This is a genomic window from Acidiferrobacter sp. SPIII_3 (assembly GCF_003184265.1).
In the GTDB taxonomy this organism is placed as follows: domain Bacteria; phylum Pseudomonadota; class Gammaproteobacteria; order Acidiferrobacterales; family Acidiferrobacteraceae; genus Acidiferrobacter.
Genome location: NZ_CP027663.1, coordinates 551,786 through 573,012, shown reverse-complemented (window position 1 = coordinate 573,012; position 21,227 = coordinate 551,786). Strand labels below are relative to the sequence as shown.

The window sequence follows — 21,227 nt, the reverse complement described above, 5'->3', positions numbered from 1 at the left end:
CCGCGGGAATAGACTAAAATAGGTCTCAAGGATCTTATGAAACAGACACTCGACCTCAGAATCGGGCAACACCTCACCATCACGCCCCAACTGCAGCAGGCGATCCGCCTGCTGCAGTTGTCGTCGATCGAGCTCGAGCAGGAGATACGCGAGGTCCTGGAGAAAAACCCGCTCCTGGAGGAGGCCGACCATGCCGACGGCGAAGAGGCGGCGGCCGAGGAACCGGCCGAGGCGGTGACCGCCGACGAGGTCCGGGACGATGGCGAGGGCGACGCGGACCCCGCCGAACTCGACTGGGAGGGCGATTACGAGCCCGCGCCATCGAGTTCCGGCAGCGGCGATGAGGACAACGACACCAATTTCGAGGCGCGCAACAGCCGCCCGACGAGCCTTCGGGACCACCTCCTCTGGCAGCTGCAGATGACGCCGTTCTCGGATCGCGATCGGCTCGTGGCCATCGCCATCATCGACGCCATCGACGAAGACGGATATTTCGTGGGGGGCGTCGATGATATCCTGGCGACCCTCCCGGACATGGAGCTCGCCGCCGACGAGGTCGAGGCGGTCTTGCACCAGGTCCAAAATTTCGATCCGGTCGGGGTCGCGGCACGCCACCTGGGCGAATGCCTCGATCTGCAGCTCCGCCGCCTGGACCCGGCGACCCCCTACCGGGACGCCGCGCGCCTGCTCACAGACCCCACGCACCTTAAACTTCTCGGGCAACGCGATTTCAAGGAAATCAAGCGCCTGACGCACCTCGACTCGGAGACACTGGGGCCGGCCATGGCCCTATTGAAGGGCCTGAACCCGCGGCCGGGATCGCATGTCTCGACGGCCCCCAATGCCTACGTCGTGCCGGAGATCCTGGTGAAGAAGCGGCGCGGGAGCTGGCGCGCCGACCTCAACATAGCCGCCATGCCGAGGCTGCGCATCAACAACCACTATGAGCGCATGATACAACGCGGGCGTGGATCCGCGCAGGATCGCTTCCTGCACGATCATCTCCAGGAGGCGCGGTGGTTCCTAAAGAGCCTGCAAAGCCGCAATGAGACCCTGCTCAAGGTGGCGCGCGTCATTGTCGACCGCCAACGCGGCTTCTTTGATCATGGGCCGGAGGCCATGCGACCCCTGGTCTTGCATGACGTCGCAGGCGAGGTCGGCATGCACGAATCCACGGTCTCGCGGGTCACGACCAACAAATACATGATGACGCCGCGTGGCATATTCGAGCTCAAATACTTCTTCTCGAGCCACGTCGGCACGGCCGACGGCGGAACCTGCTCGGCGACCGCCATCCGCTCGCTCATCCGCAAGATCATAGAGGCCGAGCCGCCCGACAGGCCCATAAGTGACAGCAAGATCGCCGATCTGCTCTTGGAGCAAGGCATCAATATCGCCAGGAGGACCATCGCGAAATACCGGGAATCACTCAGCATCCCGCCGTCCAGTCAACGAAAATCGCTCGTTTAATTGAGAAAAAAGGGGAATCCTATGGATATCACGGTCAGTGGACAGCAAGTAGAGATCACCCCACCGTTGCGCGATTATACCCTCGAGAAGGTCGGGCGCATCCAGCGCCATTTCGACCATGTGATCACCGCGGATGTCGTGTTGCACGTGGAGAAGAAGCGTTATACCGCAGAGGCCAATGTACGCGCCAAGGGCGCAGTCATCCATGCCGATGCCGCCGGCGAGGACATGTATGCCGCCATCGACCTGCTCACCGACAAGCTGGACCGGCAGATCCTCCGCCACAAGGAGAAGGTCATGGATCAACACCGGTCCGGCTAAGTCCCGGCGGGGCCCCGGCCGGGGGGCCGGCCATGAGCGCCTCGCCCATCCGGGCGCGGGGTTATATACTGGTCGCACATACACCCGCCCCGGTCCCCGGGGCGAGGCGCCGCGGGGTGGCGGCAAAGCGGATGGACGATAGGGTGCGATGAGTACCATACTGACGGCGCAAAACGTGTACGAGGCCCAGCGCGAGACCTTGAAGCTCGCCTGGCAGTCCGGAAAGGCGGGCGCCAACCGTCTGCTGGAGCTCGCCACCGCGCGCTTTCCGGGAATGGCGCTCGTGGGCCACCTGAATTTCGTCCACCCCAACCGCGTACAGGTCATCGGCACCAACGAGACCGCCTACCTCTACGAACACATCACCCCAGAGGCCCGCCAACTCGCACTGGCGGAACTCTTCGGGTCCCCGTCGTCGGCAATCGTGATTGTCGCCAATGGCCAGGACATCCCCGATGAGATGCGTAGCGCCGCGGATGCCGCATCCATGCCGCTTTTCAGCTCCGCGCTGCCAAGCCCGCGGGTCATCCATGACCTCCAATATTACCTCGCGCGCGCACTCGCCGAACGCGAGATCCTGCACGGCGTGTTCATGGAGGTCATGGGGCTCGGGGTGTTCCTGACGGGCGAGAGCGGGATCGGGAAGAGCGAGCTCGCGCTCGAGCTTTTGAGCCGCGGCCACCGGTTGATCGCAGACGACGCGTGTGAATTCTTCCGCATCGGCCCCGATGGCCTCCAGGGCCGTTGCCCGGACATGCTCTGCGATTTCCTGGAGGTCCGCGGACTTGGCATCCTGAACATCCGCGCCATGTTCGGCGAGACCGCGGTGCGCCATGAAAAGACCCTGCACCTGATCGTGCGCCTGAAGGATTACGCATCCAACCCGCAATCCGGGATAGACCGGCTGCAGGCGGAGCAGAAGACCCGCGCGATCCTCGGCATCGAGGTCGCCGAGGTGGCGTTATTCGTGGCCCCCGGCCGCAATCTCGCGGTGCTCGTCGAGGTCGCCACCCGCGGCCATATCCTGCGACGTCGGGGCATCAACGCCCTCGAGGATTTCATGCACCGGCAGAGTCTCGCCATGAAGTCCCCATGAGCTTCATCATCATAAGCGGCCTGTCCGGGTCCGGGAAGAGTATCGCGCTCCAGGCACTGGAGGATGTCGGCTTCTATTGCATCGACAACCTCCCGGCGGCGCTGCTCCCGCATTTCGCCCACCAGATGGACGACATGCGCTCGGAATTCTCCGACATCGCCGTCGGCATCGACGCCCGCAACCGCCTGTTTCTCGACGCCGCGCCCATGAATCTCGAAAAACTCCGCGCGCTCGGCGTCGATTACCGGATCATCTTCCTCGAGGCCGACGAGGCGGTGCTCATGAAGCGCTTCAAGGAGACGCGCCGCAGGCACCCGTTAACGGATACCAAGACCCCGCTTCTCGAAAGCATACGTCTGGAGAAGGCGCGGCTCGAACCCTTGTCGCTATCCTGCACGCGGCGCATCGACACCACCCATACGACCGCCCAGCAGCTTCGACAGCTCATCTATGAATTCGCGCGCGGCGCGAGCACGCGTGGCATCACGCTGCTGTTCGAGTCCTTCGGGTTCAAGCATGGGACGCCGCTCGATGCCGACTACGTCTTCGATGTCCGCTGCCTCCCCAACCCCTATTGGGAACAGGGCCTGCGGGCGCTCACCGGGCGGGACCCGGCGGTTGCGGCATTTCTCGAGCGCCACCCGGAGGTGGCGGCGATGCAGGAACACATCGCGGACTTTCTGGCGCGGTGGCTGCCGGGCTTCGAGCAGGAGAACCGCAGCTACCTGACAGTGGCGATCGGCTGCACCGGCGGCCAGCATCGGTCGGTGTATCTGGCGGAAAGACTTGCGGCGCACTTTCGCAAACAAGGCATAAACACCCAGATCCGGCACCGGGAGCTCACCGAGGGGATTGTCTCGGCGGCACCCTGAATCGCGGGCCGACAGGCCGGCGAATGCACGATGACGGCGCCTTCGGGCATGACCGGCGGATAGGGGTCACCATGGCGGTAACGGAGGACGGAAAGCTTCATGATAGGACTCCTGGTTTTGGCACAAAAAGATGTGGCCTTCGGCCTTCTCGAGGCCGTAGACCACGTCCTGGGCCAGCGCCCCCCCGCGCTGGTGGCCTTTCCCGTGCATTATGAGACCCCACCGGACGAACTGACCGCGGCGCTCTCCAAGGCGATCCGCGCGATCGACCAGGGCGAGGGGGTGCTGATCCTCGCCGATATCTACGGGGCCACCCACATCAACGTCGCCTGCCGCCTGCTGGCGCGCCATCGGGTGGAGCTCGTCACCGGCCTCAATCTACCCATGCTGATCCGCGTATTGAACTATCGCGACCTGCCACTCGATGACCTCATCGGGAAGGCCTTGAGCGGCGGCATGGAGGGGATCGTCTGTGCCACCGAATTTTGTCTCCTGGATGACGCCAAGCATGAAGTGCATTGAGGTCGCGGTCGTCAATAAATTGGGCATGCATGCGCGGGCTTCGGCGAAGCTCGTAAGTCTCGCCTCGTCGTTCGAGTCCGCCATCACCGTGACCCGTGATGGGCGCAGCGTCAACGGCAAGAGCATCATGGGCATCATGATGCTGGCGGCCGGCCAGGGATCGACCCTGAAGATTTGCGCCGAGGGACCAGACGAGGGCGAGGCGAGCCAGGCCTTGTGCCGGCTGATCGAACAGCGCTTCGGAGAAGAGGTCTGATGCTCGCGCTTCACGGCAAGGGCGTAAGCAGCGGCATCGCCATAGGACGCGCCTATGTGTTGAAGCGCGAACGCCTGAAGATCCCGGAATACGTCATACCGGCGGCATTCGTGGAAGACGAGGTGCAACGCTTTCTGGAGGCCGTCGAGACCACGCGCCGGGAGCTGAGCGACATTCGCGACCACATCCCGCCGGACGCGCCCGTCGAGGCGGCGAGCTTCCTCGACACCCATCTGCTCATCCTGAATGACACCATGGTCTCGGATGCGCCCATAAAAGACATCCGCGACAATCAGTGGAATGCCGAGTTCGCGCTAAAGACCCAGAGCGATCGCCTGATCGCGGTATTCGAGGGCATGGAAGACCCCTATCTGCGCAACAAGAAGATCGATGTCGCGCAGGTGGTCGAGCGGGTCCTGCGCAACCTCCTGAACCCGGATGAACGCGAGGCCGAGCCGATACCGGATGAATTGGATGGACGCGTCGTGGTCGCCAACGACCTCGCGCCGGCCGATGCCGTGACCCTGAAAAACAAGGGCATCGTGGCGTTTATCACAAACCTCGGCGGACCGATCTCGCACACCGCCATCCTCTCGCGCAGCCTCGGGATACCGGCAATCGTCGCGGTCCACGGCGCGACCCGCTACATCGACAATAACGACGAACTCATAGTCGACGGCAAGCGCGGAATCCTGTTCGTGGCCCCGGACGCGATCGTGATCTCCGAATACGAGAAGCGCGCGCGCAAGATCGAGCGGCTGCAGCGGGAACTGAAGGCCTTGCGCACGAGTGAGGCCATAAGCCGCGACGGCATTACCGTGCAGCTGCTCGCCAACATAGAGCTTCCCGAGGACATGGCCGGCGTTCATCAGGCCCTGGCGAGCGGCATCGGGCTTTACCGCACTGAATTTTTGTTCATGAACCGCAAGACACCGCCCGACGAGGAGGAGCAATTCGCGGCCTACGTCAAGGTGATACGCGAACTCCCGGGGCAGCCGGTCACCATTCGCACCCTGGATCTGGGGGCGGACAAGCACGCCGACATCGACCTTCCGACGACGGCCGTCAACCCGGCCCTGGGATTGCGCGCCGTGCGTCTGTGCCTGCAGGAGGTCGGACTTTTCAAGGTCCAGTTGCGCGCCATTCTGCGCGCATCGGCGTTTGGCGCGGTGCGCCTCATGATCCCGATGCTATCCAATATCGACGAGATCGCGCGCGTCGTCGAGATCGTGCGCGAGGTACAGGAGGAGCTGCTCCGGACCGGCGTGGACTTCGACACAGACATACCAATAGGGGGCATGATCGAGGTCCCGGCGGCGGCCGTGTCGGCGGACCTGTTCGCCGCCCACCTCGACTTTCTGTCGATCGGCACCAATGACCTCATTCAATACACGCTTGCCATCGATCGCGTCGATGACACCGTGAACTACCTCTACGACCCGCTCCACCCCTCGGTGCTGCGGCTCATCGCCATGACCATAGACGCCGCCGACAAACAGGGCATCCCGGTGGCCATGTGCGGCGAGATGGCCGGCGACACACGCTATACGCGGCTTTTGCTGGGCCTGGGGCTACGGGAATTCAGCATGCATCCGTCGGCGCTGCTCGAGATCAAGAAGATCGTGCGCGAGAGCGCGATCGCGGACCTGAAACAACGGTCCGCCCAGGTCATGGCGGCCCGCGACCCGCGCGCCATCCAGCTCCTGGTGGACCGCATGAATGGGGATGGCGACACCGGCGACTGAGTCGCGGTCACCAAGCGCCCATATCCCGGCATTGTGGGGTCGAAGGCGGCCGCAGCTTACAATGTTCTCATGAGCCGCCATGCGCCATGAGAAGCCCGAACGCCGCTTTGCCGCGCCCAATCACCTCGCCACCACCATCATCGGCCTTTGCAACGGCCGGTGGCGGTTAACACATTTCCGGACAAGCCCTTAACATGCATCGCGTTTTCTTCGTCAGTGGGTCACCACGACTTCGGGCAACGGCCAGCCCGGCGATTTCAACCGTCCTTCCGCGATAGCGATCTGGCGGGACGTGAACTGCCGTTTGCGCACATTCCACTCATAGACCTGACGCGCCACGCTGCCGTGGTGGCTCGCGCCCTCCCGGCTCACCACCCAATGTCCGCCCCCTTCCGCTGATCCGGGGCTCGAGTTGACGGTAAGGGAAATATGCATTACCATACCCGCATCGTTCAGGCGTTTTGTGAGGACATCATGCTCACACTGACTGTGACGGCCAGAGGACAGGTGACCCTAAGAAAGGAGGTGTTACAACACCTCGGTATCGGTCCAGGGGAAAAGATCGAATTGGATTTGCTGCCCGATGGTCGGGGCGTGATAAGGGCGGCCCGGCAGACGGGAACAATGGCCGATTTCATCGGGTTGCTTGCGGGCCGAACAAATAAGGTCGCCACCCTCGAGGAAATGGCCGCGGCGGCCGCCGAGGGTTGGGCAGGCAAAGAAAAAGAGCCCACCGAGCGCTGAGCGACGCTTTGCCGTCAAGGACGGCTCCGCCGTCGGGTAATTTTCCCGAACGGGACTGTTTGACGGCGATCGCGACGGTTTCGGCGGTTTGGATAAGCGCGATGCGGCGCGGGTTATGCGCACGCGCGTCAATTCGGCGCAAGCGCTCCTGCGATCAGGGTCTCAGCGCTTTTTGAGAACGTTATGGAAGTCGCCATCGACACCAATGTGCTTGTGCGCGCTGCAGTGTGTGATGACCAGGCGCAAGCCCGTATCGCCGCGCAGGTCTTGAGTGCGGCGGAACTGGTCGCGATCCCGCTTCCCTGCCTGTGCGAATTCGTGTGGGTGCTACTTCGGGTTTACCGTTTCCAGCCAGAGGATGTCGCGGCCGCGATCCGTGCCCTTCTCGGTGCCGCCAATGTCAAAGTCAACCGCCCGGCCGTGGACGCGGGTCTGGCGATGCTTGAGGCGGGCGGGGATTTTGCGGATGGTGTCATTGCCTATGAAGGGCGATGGCTTGGCGCCGACACCTTTGTTTCCTTCGATAAGAGGGTGGTCGCGCTCCTTACGACGCAGGGATTTTCCGCCCGCCTTTTGTGAAATGTCCTCGATGCGGCTCTTGCCACGCCAGTGCCACTTGGTGGGGAAGCTGACGATGAAGCGTGGCGGCACGAGCTTGCGATCTGGCCCGTCTCATAGATAAACATACGGCCCGGCGGCACGGCTTCGCGTTGGCAGGCGGCCGCGTAAGCCTTGAAGTTTTCGGGGAAAGCGTTCTTGAACCGCAAGGCGATACCGCGCCCCATCACGCCAACGCAGTTGACGGTGTGGACCAGCGCGTCAGCCTCACATTCGAGGATGTCGCCCGAGATGTACTCAAGCATGGCTACGTTCCTCTGATTTTAGTAACACCAGTCGGCGCGGACTTCGACCGTCGGCCGACGCCTATGCGACGCATAGGGTATTGACCACATGGTCGTGGACAAGCGGCCTGCGGAACGCCGATGCGCTCGACCAGGCGCCACGGAAAGCGGTGCTCCAGCAGGAACGCCGCCTGCTTTGCCTTCCCTGTGCGCCCGCCAGTCGCGGGCCTGCACGGCCGCCCCATTGATCTCGCCCAGACACACGCAAGATTGTTGCGGTCCTCGAAAAAATACGAGCCTGTATTCGAGGGCGTGAACGCTCAGCGCGGGATGGGCATTGACCCATGCAACGACGGTGCGCAGATCGGTCTCGAAGTGCAGAATTGGCGCCTGCCCGCCATGATAGCTCAGCTGCGAGGATTGCATTGGTTGATAAGGTAGGACGTCACGGAGAGCGCGGGCAAAAATAAAACGGTACGAAGTTGCCCAGGCGCAGATCGGGATGGCTGCTCAGGCGTAGCTCATTCAGGCGCCGCTGTTTGATACCGCCCATGCCGATGGTCCTGCCCGCAGGCGCGCGCCAAACAACTCCCGCATCGCACTAAAACAGCCATCATCCACGATGGATGGGTAAACGATCTACGTGGGCGATATGTATATATCTTTGGCTGCGGCGGCACGAGCACGGCATTCATGGCGTTTCGTCCCCAAGCAGGTCGAACGAGAGAGATGTCGTCCTTGCCGCGGCTACCGCGGCGGGTGCGGGGTACGAGCAAATCGTTTTGCGCCATGTCGCCCAAGGCGTGTTTCAGGAGCACGCCAGCCCTTGCCCATGAGGGCACCGGCGCTTATGACAGTCATGCCGAAGAATCACCAGCGCCCTTCCGGTCGCAACGCCAACCCATTACGGACGGCGATGGGAGTCTTTTCCGTGCCCGTCTGCTCTACCGCCCACGCCAGCACGCACAGTTCCTTACCATACAGGTGATCCACTGGATTGTCGCCGACCAGCCTCTTCCAACATGAGATGAGTCTGGAGGAGGGGTTGTGTTTCTAACATGAAATGAGTCTGAAGCCGGATCGGGTTTTGTTCATGATGGGGAGATGCAGACCCTTATGAACCTCGATAACCTGACCTCCATTGATCAGCTCGCGGACTTTTTGTCCGGCACCCAGACGGTGGCCTTTTCGGTACTGAGTAGCCCTGCAGCCCGCTACGAATGGGTGCAAAAGACCCTGGTCCGATTCCGGTATCCCACCCTCTCCCGGGCCGACCAGGGGGTCGTGATTCGCGTACTCGTCAAGGTCAGCGGCTACTCCCGGCAGCAGATCACGCGCCTGATCGCCCAGTACCGCACGAGCGGCGCCGTGAGACGCCGCCAGAGGACCGTGGCGGGCTTTACGCCGAAGTACAGCCCCGCCGATATCGGTCTGCTGGCGGCGATGGATGAGCGCCATGACACGCCCTCGGGGCCGGCGGTCAAGAAGCTCTGCGAGCGGGCCTTGTTGGTCTTCGGGCAGACCGAATACGAGCGCCTGGCGCAGATCTCGGTGAGCCACCTCTACAACCTCCGCAAATCCGTTCCGTACACGCGCAAGCGGCGCCACTTCGCAAAGACCCGGCCACGGCAGATCCCCATCGGGGAACGCCGCAAACCGGTCCCCAACGGACGCCCCGGCTACATCCGTGTTGATACCGTCCACCAGGGGGATTTGGACGGGAAAAAAGGCGTTTATCATGTGAATGCGGTCGATGAGGTCACGCAGTTCGAGGTGGTGTGCACAGTCGAGAAGATCAGCGAATATTATCTCATCCCGATGCTCGAATACTTGCTGGAGACCTTCCCGTTTACGCTGCGAGGCTTCCACTCGGACAATGGTTCGGAGTACATCAACAAACGGGTCGCCGAGCTCCTGGAGAAGCTCTTCATCGCGTTCACGAAATCACGCTCCCGGCAGTCCAACGACAATGCCTTGGCCGAGAGCAAGAACGGCGCCGTGGTGCGCAAGGTCTTCGGCTACAGCCACATCCCCAGCCGCTTCGCCCACAGGATCCATCTCTTCAACCAGGAGGTCTTGAATCCCTACGTGAACTATCACCGCCCCTGCTTCTTCCCCGAGACCTACACGGATGCCAAGGGCCGTGAGCGTAAGCGCTACCGCTATGAGGCCATGATGACCCCGTACGACAAGCTGAAGTCGCTCCCCGGGGCGGAGGCCTATTTGAAGCCGGGTTTAAGCTTTGCGATACTGGACCAAGTCGCTTATGCCCTCAGCGACAACCAGGCGGCGGACCGTCTTCAGAAGGCTCGCCACAAGCTGTTCCATACGATTCACGAACAGAATCTCAAATCCGGCTGAGGGTGGCCCCTGACTCTCACTCTTCAGACTCATTTAAGGATTGGAAAATACTCGACCTTCGACGCAGCAGGCCTCACGCCACGGGCGAACAAGCACGTGTTGAAGGCACACTGCGCCTTGACGCGGATGTCCGTCCAGTGCCGACGATCCAAAAGGGCACGGTCGATGGTTAGGCTATCTGCGCTGGCAGCTGGCAGGCTGACGTGTTCACTGATTTGAATCCTGCCGATACTACCCTCGGGGATGCCAGCCTTGAAGCGATGTAGGTCCGAGGTCGCAGGCGCCCCGAAGTCCAGCGGGTGCGGCAACTGCGCGCGCACCTTGGTTGGTTCGGTGTGTGCCGCGGCCTTGGCTCGCGCCATCCTCAATCCTCCTGAGTCGCTCTGTCTGGCTCTCATTCGATCCCGGCAAGCTTGGCGAACTCCTTCAGCGCGAACCCGGTGCCGAAGCGCCCACTGCCGACGATGGAGATGTCGAGCGATACATCGGGCTCCTCGAGCACCTCGCGCAGGCCGCCGACGACACCTTTGATGAAAACCGCCGTGAGCTCACGCTCCTGGAGGCGAACGGCCACGATGTTCTCGCCTTTGCTGATTTCAGCGCGTAGCCTGCGCGGTTTGCGTGATACCGGGCAGCGGCCATCGGAGGAAACGAACATCATGGCCCCTGGCCATCAGCAGAGCACGCGCATGAATACGCCATTTCCCGAGGGGGTCTGTACCGGCGAGAGCTCGGACCGAGGCCGCCCGCGGGTCGGACTGGTGGTGGAATCAACCCTCTGGGATAATCGTCCGGTCCACGCCTTCTACGAACATCAGTCGGCGCTCAAGCGCGGCGCTCCGCTAGCGCAAGGCCTTGGCATGCTCGGGCGACGCGTACCATCGGCGTATGTGCGCCATGGGCGGCAATGGATGCGGCCCATGCTCCCGATACCGGGCCGCCGCATCTTGATCCAGGAATGCGACCTCAGAGAGGACGAATGCCGGCATGGGCCGTTCCCCCGGGGACCAACCGACAAAAGAGCGGACGCGCGATGGGTGCGCCATTCCTTCCCACCCTGAACGGTGCGGATTTCCGCGCGTCTTGCTGGATGGGATGGCGATACCTGGTGCGCATCAGCGCCGCAGGGTCTTTGCGGGACGAAACGGTCCTACCGGCACGGTGGGCGGGGCGGGGGCACGCAGGACCGGTGCCCCGGTGTCGGCGACCGCGCAGATGAGCCCATTGCGATAGCGGGAGCGGGTGGCGCTGAAACCCTCCGAGTGCCGGGGTGCGAAGGTCTTCTTCAGCAAGGCCGCGGCGCTCACTTTGCGCAGGCGAAACGGCCGCCAGAACGGCGGCGTGCGCCCCGACTCCGAGTGCCCGCTGATCTGATAGCAATCCACGACGATCTCGCCGCTTGCATCCTCATACACGGCATGCGGCTCCACCACCCGGACCTGGGTCTGATCGCGATAGCGCAATGCGCAGCAACGCCGGGACTGCACGGCCTCCTTGAAAACGCTCAAGACGTCTCCCGCCATACGCTCCTCCCGCAGTGGTTCCCGAATCATTCCTATGATGCTGGTGACATGCGAGCGCCACTATGGCCCAAAATCAGGAAACGCGCAACGATCTCCGGCAAAAACGCGCCGCCGACCGGGAGATGTCACCCCACTCAGGAGGCCTCTTGCGCGCCGGCGCCGAACACAGAGCCCTGGAGTCGCCACTTGGCGGCCAGGGTCTCGACCGCATTCTGGAACTCCTCGCTGCGCGAGGGATGATTGAAGCCCGTGCCGGCGATACGCCGCAGCGCCCCGAGCGAGGGGCTTGCGGTGAGCATATGGATCAATTCCCCGGCATCCGTACCCAGCACCTCGCCCCCAAGGAGCGCGCCATTGTCGAGATCGGCGATGAGCCGCACATAACCTTCCGGCTCATCCTGGCCAAGGGCCCGCGGCGAGGTCTCGAAGGCCGCGAATCCGACCCCGGGCTCGTGGCCCTCATCCTCGGCCTGTTCCTCGGTCAGTCCCACGCGCGCAAGTTCGATGGCACTGTAGATCGCCTCGGGTACGCGCGTGAGATCGCGCTTATGACTCCCCGGCTTAATGATATTGTCGACCGCCACCCCGGCCTCGTAGAGTGCGCGATTGGCGGTCATGGGGCCGGCCACGCAGTCTCCAATGGCATAGATCGTGGCACCGGCCGCATGCATCTCGTCGTCGACGACGATGTGACCCCGGGCATCGAGGCGCACCCCCGCGCGCGCCAGATCGAGGCCCTCGGTGACCGGCCGCCGGCCGGTGGCGAGCAACACCCAATCCGCCGTCATGGCCTCGGCGCCCGTGGTGGCAAGGGATACGCCGGTCTCGCTGGCGGTGAGCGCGCGTACCCCGGCACGGATCGGTGCGAGCCCGGCGTCGGCCATGGCGGTCTTCAAGAGCTTCATGGCCGGCGTACTGAACTCGGGGCGCGCAAACGGATCCTGGCGCGCAAGCCACGTCACCTCGCGGCCGAAGGCCCGCAGGATATAGGCGAACTCGAGGGCCACCACCCCGCCCCCCACGATCACCACCCGCGCCCCTTCCGGCACCGGCTCGTCGAACAAAAGATCGCTGTGGAGGACGCGCCCCGGCGTCACCGCGAGGCCCTCCGGGACATGGGGCGCGGAGCCGGTGGCGATGATTACGGCGCGCGGCGAGATCGTGCCACCGTCCGGCTCTACGACGACCGTGTTTTGGTCCTGGAAGCGCGCGTGCCCCGTAAGGGCGGTGACACCCAGGCGCTTCAGATACGACTGGTAGCTTGCACGCACCGCGGTGACCACCTCGCGTTGATGGCGCCAGGCCTGCGCGAGATCACCGTGCAGGCCGCCTACGATGCCGCGCTTTTCGAAATGACGCGCGGACCCGAGCACGCGCGCGGTATGGTACCAGTCCTTCTTGGGGACGCACCCGCGGTTCAGACAGCACCCGCCCCACGTGGCCTTCTCGACGATAATGGTGCTAAGTCCGCGCAATGCCGCCAGAACCGCCGCCCGGTAGCCGCCGGGCCCGGATCCGATCACAAGGACATCACATTCCATTCCACTTCCCCCTTCTCGCGGTCGCGCCGGCTTGTATGGACGTTGCGACCTTGGCATGATCCGTCGGATGAAGGCCGTGATGCGGATGTTCGCACAGCGTCGCGATCAGCGCCTGCTCGATCGCTTCTTTGCCCGTTACCAGGGCCGCACGCTCATCGTCCATCAAGGTCTTACGCTCGACTGGCTGGAGGAACTCCTGAAGCTCGGGGGCGGGGGCGGACACTTTCGCATCGACATACGCCAGCCGCCCGGGCGGCACAGCCCCGTGTCGTGGCTCGCGCACCGCTTCATCCTGCCTCTCGATCTCCCCCTGCCGGTCCTGTGCGACGTCGGGCCCGCGACCATCGCGATCCGTCACCTGCGTTCCGCGGGCCGGGTGTGCCATCCCGCCGATATCGCATGGATACTGGAGGACATGCGCGTCCGGGCGCGTGTCCATGCGAGGTTGTCCCGGCACTCGCATCGGCTCACGGTCGATATGGGCCTTGCCGCCTGCGACAACGCCTACGAGATGGATCTTGGCGGCTGATCAGCCGCCGGCGACCGTCATCCGCTCCACGAGCCACGAGCCCGTGCACACATTGTGGCGGGCGTCGACATCGCGCCCCACCGCGACAAGCCCCCGGTACATATCCCGCAGGTTCGAGGCGATGGTGATCTCCTCCACCGGATGGACGATCTCGCCGCCCTCCACCCAGAAACCGGCGGCCCCGCGTGAATAATCCCCGGTGACACTGTTGATCCCAAACCCTATGAGCTCGGTCACGAACAGCCCGCGTCCCATCTGGCGCAAGAGACCCGCCAGGTCTTCCTGGCCCGGCGCCACCGTCAGGTTATGCACGCCGCCGGCATTGGCGGTGGTGACCAGACCCAGCTTGCGCGCCGAATAACTATCGAGACAGTAACGGCGCAACACGCCATCGGTCACGAGATCGCGATAGCGGGTCTCCACGCCCTCGCCGTCGAATGGCGCGCTGCCCATCGCCTTCTTGCGGTGCGGTTCCTCATACAGGTGGACCCACGCCGGGAACAAGGCGGTGCCGACGCTATCGAGGAGAAACGACGAGCGCCGGTAAAGGCTTGGGCCGCTGATCGCCGACACCAGGTGCGACACCAGGCTGCGCGCCACCTGCGCCTCGTAGAGGACCGGGACCTGACAGGTCTTGATCTGGCGGGCGCCGAGCCGGCGCACGGTGCGCCGCGCCGCCCCGCGCCCGATCTCCTCGGCCGCCGGCAGGCCGCGGGGATCACGCACCGCGGCATAGTCGTAATCGCGCTGCATCGAGCCTTTGCCGTCCTCGCCCAAGACCGCGCAACTGATCCCGTGGCGGCTCGCGCGCACGGTCCCGAGAAAACCGTGGCTGGTGGCATAGACATCCGTCCCGTCATGGGTGGTGACGCTCGCGCCCTCGGAATTGCGGATGCGGGGATCGGTGGCAAACGCCGCGTCCTCGCAGCGTCGGGCGAGATCGATCGCCTCTTCCATCGACAGCGGCCAGGGGTGGTGGAGGTCGAGATCGGGGATGTCGCGCGCGAGGTGCGCGGGATCGGCAAGACCGTTATAGGGATCGGCGGCCGTATGGCGGGCGATGGCACAGGCCGCCATGACCGCCTCCGTCAGGGCCTGCGTGCGAAAATCCGCGGTACTCGCCGATCCGCTGCGCTCCCCGAAAAAGACCGTGATGGAAAGGCTCTTGTCGCGGTGATGTTCGACGGTCTCGACCTCGCCCTTGCGGACCGTCACCGAGAGCCCGGCCCCGAGCCCGGCGTTCACCTCCGCGGCGCTCGCCCCCTGGCGCCGCGCGAGATCGAGGGCCTGGGCCGCCAGGTCCTCGAGCGCAGGCGTGGTCTTGGCGGTTGTGATCATGGCGTCCGTCATTCCTCCGTCCCTCCCACTGTCATGCCGTCTATGCGCAGGGTCGGCTGGCCGACACCCACCGGCACGCTCTGGCCGTCCTTGCCGCAGGTCCCGACACCGCTATCGAGGGCCAGGTCGTTGCCGACCATGGCCACGCGCGTCAACACATCCGGACCGTTGCCGATGATGGTCGCGCCGCGCACCGGCCGCCCGATGCGGCCGTTCTCGATGAGATAGGCCTCGGACGCCGAGAACACGAACTTGCCCGAGGTGATGTCGACCTGGCCGCCGCCGAAGTTCACCGCATACAGGCCCTTCTTGACCGACGCGATGATCTCCTCGGGCGGCGTCTGTCCGGCGAGCATGTAGGTATTGGTCATGCGCGGCATGGGGAGATGGGCATAGGACTCGCGGCGCCCGTTGCCGGTGGGCGCCATGCCCATGAGGCGCGCATTCATGCGGTCCTGGATATAGCCGCGCAGCACGCCCCGCTCGATCAAGACGGTGCTCTGGGTCGGGGTCCCCTCGTCATCGACATTCAGGGAGCCGCGGCGTCCCGGCAAGGTCCCGTCATCGACCACCGTGCAGGTATCGGCCGCGATCTTGTCGCCCAGCCGCCCGGCAAAGGCCGATGTCCCCTTGCGGTTGAAGTCGCCCTCGAGCCCGTGACCTATGGCCTCATGCAACAGGATGCCGGGCCACCCCGGACCGAGCACCACCTGCATGGTCCCGGCCGGCGCCGGCGAGGCCTCGAGGTTCACGAGTGCCTGCCTTACGGCCTCGCGGGCATAAGACAACGCCCGCTCCTCGGTCAGGAAGTATCCATAATCGGTGCGCCCGCCGCCCCCCGACGTGCCATGCTCGCGGCGACCGTCCTGCTCCACTATGACCGTCACGTTGAGACGCACGAGCGGCCGCACGTCGGCGGCCATCACGCCGTCGCTGCGCACGACCAGTATGGTCTCCTGCGATCCGCCGAGACTCGCCATCACCTGCGTCACGCGCGGATCGAGGCGGCGCGCCTCCTGCTCGACACGCTCGAGCAACGCCACCTTGGCGGTGTCCTCGAGGCTCAGAAGCGGATCGAGCGGCTGATACAAAGACAGCGTGCCGCCGTCATGCGCGCCAAGGGCCGCGGTCTGCTCCTGTCCGCCGCGGGCAATGGCGCGCGCCGCGGTGGCGGCATCGAGGAGCGCCGGCAGGAGGATCTCGTCGGAGTATGCGAATCCGGTCTTCTCGCCGGCGATCGCGCGCACCCCGACGCCCTGCTCGATGTGCCGATTTCCCGACTTGACCTGACCCTCTTCCAGGGACCAGGACTCTTGGCGGCTATACTGGAAATACAGATCGGCATAGTCGATCTGGTGGCCGAGCATGCGGCCCATGACCTGGTCGATCTCGCCCGCGCCAATCCCCGCGGGGGCCAGCAGGGCCTCGCGGGCACGGTCCAGATTGCCGTTATGAAAGGTCTCTGTCGTCATCACAATCTCCGATGCATGACACTGGGAAGGCGGCGGCGAACCGCGACCACGGATGCCGGGTCGATCCGCGCAGTCGCGATCCCGGGACCCTCGGGCCGCTCCGCAAGGACCGTGCCCCAGGGATCGACGATCAGGCTGTGCCCATAGGTGGCACGGCCGTTGTCGTGTCGCCCGCTTTGCGCCGACGCAACGATATAGCAACTGTTTTCGATAGCCCGGGCCCGCACCAGGACCTCCCAGTGCGCCGCGCCCGTCGGGACCGTGAATGCCGCGGGCAACGCCACGATTTCCGCGCCCGCGTCGAGCAGCGCGCGGAACAGTTCAGGAAAACGCAGATCGTAGCAGACGGCAAGCCCGAGGCGACCCCACGGCGTGGCCACGGTCACGACCGCGTCGCCGGCCTCGAAGGCGTCGGACTCGGCGTAACGCTCGCCCGGCCCCAGATCCACGTCGAAAAGGTGGATCTTATCATAACGCGCGACACGTTCCCCCCGGTCGTTGAACACAAGGCAGGCCGACCGCACCTTGGCGGGATCACGGGAGCGCAGCGCGATGGTCCCGGCCACGACCCACAAAGACAGTGCCCGGCTGAGATGCGCGATGGCGTCTTGGATCGGTCCGCCGTCATCGGTCTCGGCGTGACGCAGGCGCGCCTCCGGGGAATCGGCCATGAGCGCGAAGTTCTCCGGCAACACCGCAAGCTGCGCGCCGCCCGCCTGGGCCGCGCGCAGACCGGCCTCGGCGGCGGCGAGATTGGTGCCGACATCTCGTCCCGAAGTCATCTGAATGGCAGCCGCTGTCGCCATCAGTCCTTGTCCGTCTTCTTTTGAACGCTCGGTCGGCTCCATGGTCCCCTGATGTAATAGGTAAGACGCGTCCCCTGATCAATCTCATGGGCGAATATCTTCTGCATGAGCAATACCACCGCGCCCGCGATCGGACCGCCCAGGAGACCGGTGGCAAGCGTGACATTGTTCTGAATATGCGGCTGCACCCGCACGCGCAAATCGAAGGTCTTGGCGACCAGGTCGGTCTTGCCGGACACGACCACATTGGCCGACGCCCCCTCGATATGGATGCCGCGCGTCTCAGCCACGCCGCTCTCGGCGATCAGATTGCCATCGATGCGATCAAAGGCAAACCCACGCCCGAAGATGCTGCTGAAGTCCAAAGTCAGGTAGCGGGCGATGGAATCCACATTGAAGATCCCGAGCAGCTTGCCGGCCCCTTGCTGCACCTTGACGAACCGGCCGTTGCGCGCCAGGAAGCGGATGTTGGCCTCGAGCCTTTTCACGGCGAAGGAAGCCGGGCCCCCCGGCCAGTTCAAGGTCCCGTGCGCGGTCATGCGCCCGCCCGCGACCTGATGGGGGAGGCCCCAGGCGCTCAGCGTATGCCCGAGATTCTGACTGTGGAAGGCGAGCGTGAACAGCGACTCGGGGAGGCCGCCGTGTACGGTCCACTGCCCGAATCCGCTCAAGCTCGCGTGCGGTCGCGTAAGATCGATGCGCTGAAAGCGAAAGCCGTCGGCGTACGGCGCGCCGTCGATCATGACCCGGCCGATGTAATGGCTGCCGACGGTGAGGCTATTGGCGGTAAAGCGGATCGCCGGCAGATGCCGCGGATCGCGGATCGCAGGCCCGCGGCCCGCGGCGGGCGCCCCGTGGGACGGCGCCGGTATGATCAGGTGGTCTAGGTGCAACACGACGGTGGGCCGGGGGTGCGTGCGCCAATCCACCGTCCCGGCGATATCGGGCCCTTCGAGCACGCCCGCCCACGCCGACCCCTGGCGCCGGAATCGCGCATGGACGGTCCCAAACGAACGGCCGGCCCATGCCAAAGACCCGACATACGCCGTAAAGGCGCGCGGCCTGACCAGCGGGCGCATTCCCGCCTTGGGATGCGCCTGACCGAGGGTCCGGACGAACGCAAGCCACGGCGCGACCGCGAGATAGCCGCTGCGGACACCGATCGCAAGCCCCCGACTCACCGTCTTCGGGGGCACCGCCGACCCGATCCCGACCCACAGACCACGCGGGCCCTGGCTCGGACCGGCATACGCCAAGGTCAGGTGGCGGGCCACGCCGCCGCGCGCGAATACCCCGCCGTGGTCGCTCAGGAGCGTAAAATGCGCAACCGCGGGGACCCCGGAGGCCTTGCCCGCGGGATAGGGCAGGTGCAACGCCAACCGGCGCAGATCGGCGGTGACCTGCGCGCGCAGGCGCCGCCCCTCCATCACATGCAGATGCCAGGTCAGGGCGCCGCGTACGTAGCGCCGGGCGGGACCCGCCAGGGCCTTCACGTGCGCGGCATCGATGAGGCCCGTCGCCTGTCCCTGTATCCCACCGCGGCGACGGGGGGCCAGGGCGAGCGTGAAGGGACCCCCGAGCAGACGACCCGAGAGCCGCGCGCCCTCGGGGCCGGCATCGTTGAACGTGGCCCACCCGGCGAGCGCCCGCCAGTGCAGGACCCTCGATCCCAGGGGATAGCGCAGGGTCGCGTTCGTGAGATCGACGCGCCCATGGAGCGCAAGCGGCCCCTGGCGGCGCGAGAAGGGGATGTGCAGGGCGAGCGCGAGACGCGCCCCCCCGGCCCCCGAGATCGTCGCGGGGAGCGTGGCACGCAGCCCGGCGCGGACATGCGGGAGGACGAGATGGAGAAGGTCACCGAGACCGCCTTGGGCATGCACGCGCACGGTGGCCCGGCCGGTCGGTGTCCCAAGCGGACCGGCCTGTACCGAGAGCGCCGGTACTGGCACCCCGCCGAGGACCCCCGATCCCTGTACGGAAAGCTGGGCATCATGTTCGCTCACGGTCACCGCCAGATGGCGCGCGCTCGGCCAGCGGGGCAGGAAATGGTAACGGCCGTGCCTTATGTGCAGCGTGGCCTGAAACACGCCGCCGCCGTTACGGAACGGGAAGCCCTTGAGCGGCCCCTTGAACGTGACGTGGCCATCCGTTATGACCCCGCCGCGTATGGTCCGCGTCAGCCACTGGCGCAGATGACCGCGCAGGGTGCGCGGATACAGATCCTTCAGGGCGGCAATGCGGACATCATGCAAGGCTGCCCCCAACAGCAGCACCTGGCCCTGGCCCGCCTCCTGCGCCCCGCTCGCCGCGGCATCGACGGTGCCGGCCGTCGAGGCCAGGTGCAGGGCCGGAAGCTCCCACGACAGACCGTGCGCGTCCTTGTGCCAGGAGAGCTCGGCGGTCAGGGCCTGAACGGTGAGCGGCCCGGGCAGGGAGGCCGGTCCACGCACGCGGCCATGCAGGCCACTTAGCACGACGCGCCCGGAATGCGTGCTGGCGATGAGCCGGCCCGCGGCATGCGCAAAGAACGGCCCGGATCGGGCACGCCCCAGACCAAGACCCGTGAAGCGGACACGCACATGGTAGCGCCATCGCGGCCCTAAGCGCAGATGCAGGCGCGTGAGTGCACCCCGGGGGCGCAAGGCCAGCCACGAGGCCACCTTCGGGTTTAGTGAGCGCAGGCGCGAGGCCACATAGGCCGCCTGGGTGAGGCGCAGGCGCTCGGTGTTCACATCCCAAAAGGCCCCTTGGCGCGCCACATAGACGCTATCCGTGCGCGAACGCACCCCGGCAAGCGACGAGCGCAGATCGGCCGCGTAAAAACGGAAACCCTGCGGATCGATCTTCAGACTGAAACGGCCGGAGAGGCCGGCGATCGCGAGCGCATGACTGAAACGATTCGCGGGTACGAAGGCGTGCGCCAGCGCCACATCGCCCCCGGCGAAATCAAGGCGGCCACGATTCCAGGTGGTCCATAGCTGTCCGCCGGCGGTGCCGGCCAGGGGGCGCAGCCAAGGGTGCCCGGTCAGGGCCGCGGCGGCGTGAAGGTCGAGGGCCGTGGCATGCACCCCGAGCGCGCCGCGGAAATGCCTGAACGAAAAACCATGACCCGAAAACTGGACGGTCACAAGACAGCGGCCGCACACCCCCGGAATCGTCGCCGCGCCGGTCAAGGTGTGATCCTTGATGCCCGCAGCCCAACTCGCATCGAGCCCTTGAAGCGAGACCAGGCGCCGCCCTGGCATGGCAATCGTGACCTGTCCGGCATGCAGACTGAGGGCATGCATCGCCGTAAGGAATCGGCGCCAATCGAAGGGCGGTCCCGAGTGATGGACAAGCCCCACGACATGCACGCCGTGCGCGGTCTTGCGGAGATTGAGGCGCGCGCCATTGATGCCGATGAACGCCGGCCACAGGCGCGCGCGCATCAAGGCCAGCCACGACAGATCGACGCGCACGGCACGCAGCGCCACGGCCGGGCCTGCCCGGCCCATGACCGTGACCCCCCGGAGCATGATCCCCGGCCGCCATCCGACCCGCGCCGCGACCACACCCACGCGCACCGGCGCGCCCAGGGTATGCGTCAGGGCCGCCTCGAGCGCCGGCTTTTCGGTCTGCAAGAGCGGGGTAAGCCACAGCGGGCTGGTAGCGAGCGCCACGGCGAGCACCGCGAGGAGCACACCCGCGGTTGCAAGGGCATAACGCGCACCGCGACTGCGGTTGCGCCAGAAGGTATATACCCGCCGCCTGAGCCCTACCATGAAATCACCAACCCCGATTTCCTCTCGA

Annotated in this window: 22 protein-coding genes and 1 pseudogene; 11 read left to right on the top strand and 12 right to left on the bottom strand. The window is 65.1% G+C overall.

Features of this window, described 5'->3' with window-relative positions; all coding sequences use genetic code 11:
• Window positions 1-36: 36 nt before the first annotated feature.
• The 7 genes from C4901_RS02995 to ptsP all read left to right on the top strand — a co-directional run bounded on the left by C4901_RS02995 (window position 37) and on the right by ptsP (window position 6,282).
• Entirely contained in the window at window positions 37-1,470 is a 1,434-nt protein-coding gene (locus tag C4901_RS02995; protein WP_110136067.1) for an RNA polymerase factor sigma-54, read from the top strand.
• A gap of 21 nt (window positions 1,471-1,491) precedes the next feature.
• Window positions 1,492-1,791 carry a ribosome hibernation-promoting factor, HPF/YfiA family gene (hpf, locus tag C4901_RS02990; protein ID WP_110136066.1) on the top strand — a complete coding sequence of 100 codons (300 nt, stop codon included), beginning with the start codon at window positions 1,492-1,494 and terminating at the stop codon, window positions 1,789-1,791.
• Between the two features lie 148 nt (window positions 1,792-1,939).
• Complete coding sequence (hprK, locus tag C4901_RS02985; protein WP_110136065.1) at window positions 1,940-2,887, top strand: HPr(Ser) kinase/phosphatase; 948 nt, start codon at window positions 1,940-1,942, stop codon at window positions 2,885-2,887.
• Entirely contained in the window at window positions 2,884-3,759 is an 876-nt protein-coding gene (gene rapZ / locus C4901_RS02980; RefSeq protein WP_110136064.1) for an RNase adapter RapZ, read from the top strand. The genes hprK and rapZ overlap by 4 nt, the downstream gene beginning before the upstream one ends.
• A 117-nt stretch (window positions 3,760-3,876) precedes the next feature.
• Window positions 3,877-4,281, top strand: a complete 405-nt coding sequence (locus tag C4901_RS02975) for a PTS sugar transporter subunit IIA (RefSeq protein WP_168185514.1) — start codon at window positions 3,877-3,879, stop codon at window positions 4,279-4,281.
• Complete coding sequence (locus C4901_RS02970) at window positions 4,268-4,537, top strand: HPr family phosphocarrier protein (protein WP_110136062.1); 270 nt, start codon at window positions 4,268-4,270, stop codon at window positions 4,535-4,537. Before C4901_RS02975 ends, C4901_RS02970 begins: the two co-directional genes overlap by 14 nt.
• Window positions 4,537-6,282 carry a phosphoenolpyruvate--protein phosphotransferase gene (ptsP, locus tag C4901_RS02965; RefSeq protein ID WP_205736154.1) on the top strand — a complete coding sequence of 582 codons (1,746 nt, stop codon included), beginning with the start codon at window positions 4,537-4,539 and terminating at the stop codon, window positions 6,280-6,282. The genes C4901_RS02970 and ptsP overlap by 1 nt, the downstream gene beginning before the upstream one ends.
• Window positions 6,283-6,495: 213 nt before the next feature.
• Here ptsP and C4901_RS02960 read toward each other — a convergent pair whose 3' ends face one another.
• Window positions 6,496-6,723, bottom strand: coding sequence for a hypothetical protein (locus tag C4901_RS02960; protein ID WP_205736153.1), 228 nt, complete (start codon window positions 6,721-6,723; stop codon window positions 6,496-6,498).
• A 33-nt stretch (window positions 6,724-6,756) separates the two neighbouring features.
• Here C4901_RS02960 and C4901_RS02955 point away from each other — a divergent pair, with 33 nt between their 5' ends.
• Together C4901_RS02955 and C4901_RS02950 are read left to right on the top strand one after the other, a co-directional pair.
• The gene (locus tag C4901_RS02955; protein WP_110138495.1) at window positions 6,757-7,026 is read left to right on the top strand and encodes an AbrB/MazE/SpoVT family DNA-binding domain-containing protein; all 270 of its coding nucleotides are present in this window, start codon (window positions 6,757-6,759) and stop codon (window positions 7,024-7,026) included.
• A 183-nt stretch (window positions 7,027-7,209) separates the two neighbouring features.
• Window positions 7,210-7,605, top strand: a complete 396-nt coding sequence (locus tag C4901_RS02950; RefSeq protein ID WP_110136061.1) for a type II toxin-antitoxin system VapC family toxin — start codon at window positions 7,210-7,212, stop codon at window positions 7,603-7,605.
• Here the strand turns inward: C4901_RS02950 and C4901_RS19090 are convergent.
• The 3 genes and pseudogenes from C4901_RS19090 to C4901_RS18800 all read right to left on the bottom strand — a co-directional run.
• Window positions 7,606-7,889: pseudogene (locus C4901_RS19090) on the bottom strand (macro domain-containing protein); the annotation flags it as partial.
• A gap of 424 nt (window positions 7,890-8,313) precedes the next feature.
• Window positions 8,314-8,421: a DarT ssDNA thymidine ADP-ribosyltransferase family protein gene (locus tag C4901_RS02940; protein WP_110136060.1), complete on the bottom strand. Its 108-nt coding sequence runs from the start codon at window positions 8,419-8,421 to the stop codon at window positions 8,314-8,316.
• Between the two features lie 317 nt (window positions 8,422-8,738).
• Complete coding sequence (locus tag C4901_RS18800; RefSeq protein ID WP_205736151.1) at window positions 8,739-8,861, bottom strand: DUF3780 domain-containing protein; 123 nt, start codon at window positions 8,859-8,861, stop codon at window positions 8,739-8,741.
• Between the two features lie 111 nt (window positions 8,862-8,972).
• On the opposite strand from C4901_RS18800, the gene C4901_RS02930 reads away from it, so the two are divergent.
• A complete protein-coding gene (locus tag C4901_RS02930; protein WP_110136059.1) occupies window positions 8,973-10,229 on the top strand; it encodes a DDE-type integrase/transposase/recombinase in 1,257 nt (418 codons plus the stop codon).
• A 29-nt stretch (window positions 10,230-10,258) separates the two neighbouring features.
• On the opposite strand, the gene C4901_RS02925 is transcribed toward C4901_RS02930, so the two are convergent.
• The 4 genes from C4901_RS02925 to C4901_RS02905 all read right to left on the bottom strand — a co-directional run bounded on the left by C4901_RS02925 (window position 10,259) and on the right by C4901_RS02905 (window position 13,293).
• Window positions 10,259-10,591: a DUF3780 domain-containing protein gene (locus C4901_RS02925; protein ID WP_168185513.1), complete on the bottom strand. Its 333-nt coding sequence runs from the start codon at window positions 10,589-10,591 to the stop codon at window positions 10,259-10,261.
• A 32-nt stretch (window positions 10,592-10,623) separates the two neighbouring features.
• Window positions 10,624-10,890 carry a hypothetical protein gene (locus C4901_RS02920; RefSeq protein ID WP_110136057.1) on the bottom strand — a complete coding sequence of 89 codons (267 nt, stop codon included), beginning with the start codon at window positions 10,888-10,890 and terminating at the stop codon, window positions 10,624-10,626.
• A 454-nt stretch (window positions 10,891-11,344) separates the two neighbouring features.
• Window positions 11,345-11,752: a hypothetical protein gene (locus tag C4901_RS02910; protein WP_110136055.1), complete on the bottom strand. Its 408-nt coding sequence runs from the start codon at window positions 11,750-11,752 to the stop codon at window positions 11,345-11,347.
• A 134-nt stretch (window positions 11,753-11,886) separates the two neighbouring features.
• A complete protein-coding gene (locus C4901_RS02905; protein ID WP_110136054.1) occupies window positions 11,887-13,293 on the bottom strand; it encodes an NAD(P)/FAD-dependent oxidoreductase in 1,407 nt (468 codons plus the stop codon).
• A gap of 67 nt (window positions 13,294-13,360) precedes the next feature.
• Here C4901_RS02905 and C4901_RS02900 point away from each other — a divergent pair, with 67 nt between their 5' ends.
• On the top strand, window positions 13,361-13,822 hold the full coding sequence (locus C4901_RS02900; RefSeq protein ID WP_205736150.1) for a hypothetical protein: 462 nt from the start codon (window positions 13,361-13,363) through the stop codon (window positions 13,820-13,822).
• Here the strand turns inward: C4901_RS02900 and pmbA are convergent, their stop codons facing one another.
• Genes pmbA through C4901_RS02880 form a run of 4 tightly spaced genes read right to left on the bottom strand, consistent with a single transcriptional unit; the run spans window position 13,823 to window position 21,199 of the window.
• Window positions 13,823-15,172 (bottom strand): metalloprotease PmbA, encoded by a 1,350-nt coding sequence (gene pmbA / locus C4901_RS02895; protein ID WP_110136053.1) that lies wholly within the window; start codon window positions 15,170-15,172, stop codon window positions 13,823-13,825.
• Complete coding sequence (tldD, locus tag C4901_RS02890) at window positions 15,169-16,632, bottom strand: metalloprotease TldD (RefSeq protein ID WP_110136052.1); 1,464 nt, start codon at window positions 16,630-16,632, stop codon at window positions 15,169-15,171. Before tldD ends, pmbA begins: the two co-directional genes overlap by 4 nt.
• Window positions 16,632-17,438 carry a carbon-nitrogen hydrolase family protein gene (locus C4901_RS02885; protein WP_110136051.1) on the bottom strand — a complete coding sequence of 269 codons (807 nt, stop codon included), beginning with the start codon at window positions 17,436-17,438 and terminating at the stop codon, window positions 16,632-16,634. The genes tldD and C4901_RS02885 overlap by 1 nt, the downstream gene beginning before the upstream one ends.
• Window positions 17,438-21,199 carry a YhdP family protein gene (locus C4901_RS02880; protein WP_168185512.1) on the bottom strand — a complete coding sequence of 1,254 codons (3,762 nt, stop codon included), beginning with the start codon at window positions 21,197-21,199 and terminating at the stop codon, window positions 17,438-17,440. The genes C4901_RS02885 and C4901_RS02880 overlap by 1 nt, the downstream gene beginning before the upstream one ends.
• Between the last annotated feature and the right edge of the window lie 28 nt (window positions 21,200-21,227).

Coding starts and splice junctions, on each gene's coding strand:
- C4901_RS02995 (WP_110136067.1), top strand. CDS start 37: ATGAAACAGACACTCGACCTCAGAATCGGGCAACACCTCACCATCACG.
- hpf (WP_110136066.1), top strand. CDS start 1,492: ATGGATATCACGGTCAGTGGACAGCAAGTAGAGATCACCCCACCGTTG.
- hprK (WP_110136065.1), top strand. CDS start 1,940: ATGAGTACCATACTGACGGCGCAAAACGTGTACGAGGCCCAGCGCGAG.
- rapZ (WP_110136064.1), top strand. CDS start 2,884: ATGAGCTTCATCATCATAAGCGGCCTGTCCGGGTCCGGGAAGAGTATC.
- C4901_RS02970 (WP_110136062.1), top strand. CDS start 4,268: ATGAAGTGCATTGAGGTCGCGGTCGTCAATAAATTGGGCATGCATGCG.
- ptsP (WP_205736154.1), top strand. CDS start 4,537: ATGCTCGCGCTTCACGGCAAGGGCGTAAGCAGCGGCATCGCCATAGGA.
- C4901_RS02960 (WP_205736153.1), bottom strand. CDS start 6,723: ATGGTAATGCATATTTCCCTTACCGTCAACTCGAGCCCCGGATCAGCG.
- C4901_RS02955 (WP_110138495.1), top strand. CDS start 6,757: ATGCTCACACTGACTGTGACGGCCAGAGGACAGGTGACCCTAAGAAAG.
- C4901_RS02950 (WP_110136061.1), top strand. CDS start 7,210: ATGGAAGTCGCCATCGACACCAATGTGCTTGTGCGCGCTGCAGTGTGT.
- C4901_RS02940 (WP_110136060.1), bottom strand. CDS start 8,421: ATGGGCGGTATCAAACAGCGGCGCCTGAATGAGCTACGCCTGAGCAGC.
- C4901_RS02930 (WP_110136059.1), top strand. CDS start 8,973: ATGCAGACCCTTATGAACCTCGATAACCTGACCTCCATTGATCAGCTC.
- C4901_RS02925 (WP_168185513.1), bottom strand. CDS start 10,591: ATGGCGCGAGCCAAGGCCGCGGCACACACCGAACCAACCAAGGTGCGC.
- C4901_RS02920 (WP_110136057.1), bottom strand. CDS start 10,890: ATGATGTTCGTTTCCTCCGATGGCCGCTGCCCGGTATCACGCAAACCG.
- C4901_RS02910 (WP_110136055.1), bottom strand. CDS start 11,752: ATGGCGGGAGACGTCTTGAGCGTTTTCAAGGAGGCCGTGCAGTCCCGG.
- C4901_RS02905 (WP_110136054.1), bottom strand. CDS start 13,293: ATGGAATGTGATGTCCTTGTGATCGGATCCGGGCCCGGCGGCTACCGG.
- C4901_RS02900 (WP_205736150.1), top strand. CDS start 13,361: ATGAAGGCCGTGATGCGGATGTTCGCACAGCGTCGCGATCAGCGCCTG.
- pmbA (WP_110136053.1), bottom strand. CDS start 15,172: ATGACGGACGCCATGATCACAACCGCCAAGACCACGCCTGCGCTCGAG.
- tldD (WP_110136052.1), bottom strand. CDS start 16,632: ATGACGACAGAGACCTTTCATAACGGCAATCTGGACCGTGCCCGCGAG.
- C4901_RS02885 (WP_110136051.1), bottom strand. CDS start 17,438: ATGGCGACAGCGGCTGCCATTCAGATGACTTCGGGACGAGATGTCGGC.
- C4901_RS02880 (WP_168185512.1), bottom strand. CDS start 21,199: ATGGTAGGGCTCAGGCGGCGGGTATATACCTTCTGGCGCAACCGCAGT.